This window comes from Corallococcus llansteffanensis, assembly GCF_003612055.1.
Lineage (GTDB): Bacteria > Myxococcota > Myxococcia > Myxococcales > Myxococcaceae > Corallococcus > Corallococcus llansteffanensis.
Window position 1 is genome coordinate 1 of record NZ_RAWB01000842.1, and the last position, 2990, is coordinate 2990.

Genomic DNA, 2990 nt, shown 5'->3' on the forward strand with positions numbered 1-2990 from the left:
GAGCAGCTCCACGCTGGTGGTGCTCACGTCGAAGGGCTGCGGCAGGTAGAGCGCGAGCGTCCGGTCGCGCAGGGCGTTCTTCCAGTAGCCGTCCTGCAGGGCGAGGTTGAAGTAGACGACGCCGGGCCGCACGGGAACTTCCGGCGGCGGGCGGTAGGTGACCTCCAGCGGCACGCCCGGGGCGGCGGCCTGCACCAGCCCCTGGATGTCGCCCCAGCTCGCCATCTTCGACAGCTTGGGGAGCTGTTCGGCGACGACCTTCTCCGGCAGGTCGCTGCGGATGGTGAGCAGGAACTGGCCGCACCGCTCCAGCCGCTCGTCCTCCAGCTTCCCGCGGAAGAGCCGGTCCGTCCCGGCCTCCATCGTCACGGTGAGGCACTGCTCCAGCGCCACCGCGTGCATCAGCTCACCGATGCGCCGGAACAGCTCCTCGAACGTGGCGCGCAGGTTGATGAACTGGAAGGCGGGCAGGGTGGACGGATCCGCGTTCACCGCGAAGGTGCACAGCTGCCCGGCGAACTGGCTGAGCAGCAGGTACAGGGCCTGCGGCCGCAGGTTGCCCGCGTCCAGCGCGTGCTGCACCAGGGGGATGATGCCGTTGAGCGCGTTGAGCTCCAGGAAGAGCGTCACGTCCGACGCGGTGAACTCCAGCGCGGACGCGTCCCGGTGCCGGCGGCGCGAGGACAGCTGGCGCTGCTTGGACACCAGGAGCCGCAGCAGCATGCGCAGCTCGTGGGTGATGGCCCCCGCCGCGTCGATGCGCAGGCACGGAGGGATGTAGGAAGGCACCAGCGTCAGGTTGCCGGCCTTGTCCCGCTCCAGCTCCGCGACCTTGATGGACTCGAAGTCGTCCCGCTGCTCCGTGCCGAAGAGCAGCCGCACGTTGCGCTGGCCGAAGGACACCGGGACGATGGAGGTGGACGACGTGAGGTCGCTGATGGGCCGGGTGGCGGGCGTGTAGCGCGGGCTGCCCACCTTGTCCGAGCCGCCGTAGCTCTCCACGCCGCTGCGCTCGCGCGGCACGCCGATGAACACGTCCAGCACGCGCTGCGCGGCGGGGAAGGCGCCGTCCGCGGGTCGCGCGGCCGGGGCCTCCGGATCCCCGCTCTGGAGGGACACGGGCAGCCCGTCCGGAAGGATGCCGGTGAAGCTGGAGAGCTGGACCAGGCCCGCGCGCAGCGACTCCATGTCGAACGCGAGGGACACCACGCCCCACGGGTACGGCTCCAGCGAGCCCAGCCGCGTGTCCAGCAGGGCCTCGTGGTAGATGTCCAGCTGCTGGAGGTGGTGGGGGCTCATGAACATGCCCTCCGACCACACGACGCGTTGAGGCGACTTCATGCACCGCTCCGGGGCTCCGGCGTCACACCGGGGGATGGCTGCTGCGAGGACTCCGGCACCCAGGAGGAGACGGGCGGCTGGAGCATGAGATCGATCTGGTAGCCCTGCAGCCGGTAGCGCAGCTCCTGGTCGCCCCGCTTGGGAGCGCCCAGGTCACCGCCCGCCGGGCGCTCCACGCACTGCTCCTCCGGCACCGGCGGCAACACCGCCACCGTGCGCCACGAGTAGCCGAGCGGCTGGCGGAAGTGGCCCATGGTCAGCACGAAGTGGGCCTTGGGGTCGCGCTGCAGCCAGCGCTGGTTCGTCTGGCCGGGCGCGGCGACGAACTCGGAGGACTGGAGCAGGTCATCCTTGAGGAGGTCCTCGGCGCGGGTCCACAGGTCGCGGAAGCTGGCGCGCTCCAGGCGGGCGCTGTCCTTGAGCTGGATGACCCGCACGACCGTGGGCAGCGAGCGCCCGCGGGGATCGGGGTTGACCTGCTCGGAGACGTCCAGCACCACGTAGAAGGGGGGCGGCGTCTCGCATTGCTGGGCCACGCGCTTCACGCACCCCGTCGCCATCACGGCGACGAGGAGACAGACGAGGCGTGGCCATCTCGTGGCCCGGGCGCGGGGATGGCGCGTCGCGGAACGCGGCAGGGGTTGCTGGGTGCGCATTATTGGCAGGGAAGTCGTGGCCTAGTTCTCGGAGATCTTCGAGCCCTTGATGATCACGTCACCGCTCGCGGTGACCTCGATCTTGGCGCCCTTGATGACCACGTCCCCGTTCTTCTTGACCTGGAGCGTGGCGGACCCGACCTTCAAGGTGAATTGCTCCTGGGCCACCAGGGCAATCTCCTTGGCGGACAGCGTGTAGGCATCCTTGACGGCGTGGTTGAGCTTTCCCCCCACGCTCAACAGCAAGTCTTTTTCCACTTTGAGTGTGCGAGACTTCTGCACCTCTTCAGACAGATCACCGCCGACCTGGAGCGTGCGGGAGCCCTTCACGGTCTCGGATTTCTTCGCGCCAACGACTTCCACCTTGGCGCCGCCCACCTGTTCGGACTTGAGGCCGCCCACCAGCTCGTTGAAGGCCGCGCCCACCGTGACGGCGAGCGCTCCGCCGACGTTGAGCATCTTTCCCAGACCGACGGTCTCCGCGGAGGCCAGGGTGACCGCCACGCTCTGGTTTCCGCTCACCTGGACGGACTGGTCGCCCATCACGGCTTCGCTGTGATTGCCCACCACGGTGGTGGAGCGGTTGCCTGTCACCGACAGCGTCTGGTTGCCGCCGATGACGGAGTCGTCGTTCTTCTTCACCTCGAGCGACTGGTTGCCTTCGATGGTGCGGCTGCGGTCCTTCTTGACGAGGAGCGTCTCGTTGCCGCCCACCTGTTGCGTCTTGTCGTTCTCGACGACGATGTTCAGGTCCTTCTGGGCATGGAGGAAGATCTCCTCCGCGCCCGCGGCGTCCTCGAAGCGCAGCTCATTGAAGCCGTCGCCCCCGGGGCTGGAGCTGGAGCGCAGCGTGCTCTTCGTCTTCTCCGCGGGCAGGTCGATGGGCGGCGGGTTCTGCCCGTTGTAGACGCTGCCGGTGACGATGGGCCGGTCCGGGTCGCCCTCCAGGAACTCGACGACGACCTCCTGGCCGATGCGCGGCAGGTACAGCGC

3 protein-coding genes are annotated in these 2990 nt (G+C 68.8%); all 3 read right to left on the bottom strand.

The window, feature by feature from the left end; all coding sequences use genetic code 11:
- Positions 1-1341, bottom strand: a 1341-nt coding sequence (gene tssK / locus D7V93_RS41025; RefSeq protein WP_120648427.1) for a type VI secretion system baseplate subunit TssK, incomplete at its 3' end; no start/stop codon positions are given.
- A complete protein-coding gene (tssJ, locus tag D7V93_RS41030) occupies positions 1338-1997 on the bottom strand; it encodes a type VI secretion system lipoprotein TssJ (RefSeq protein ID WP_120648426.1) in 660 nt (219 codons plus the stop codon). The genes tssJ and tssK, both read right to left, overlap by 4 nt.
- A gap of 21 nt (positions 1998-2018) precedes the next feature.
- A partial coding sequence (locus tag D7V93_RS41035) for a type VI secretion system Vgr family protein (RefSeq protein ID WP_244237813.1) occupies positions 2019-2990 on the bottom strand: 972 nt, incomplete at its 5' end.

What these genes read in the sequence shown, in the direction of transcription:
- tssJ (WP_120648426.1), bottom strand. Translation starts at nt 1,997, where the DNA reads ATGCGCACCCAGCAACCCCTGCCGCGTTCCGCGACGCGCCATCCCCGC.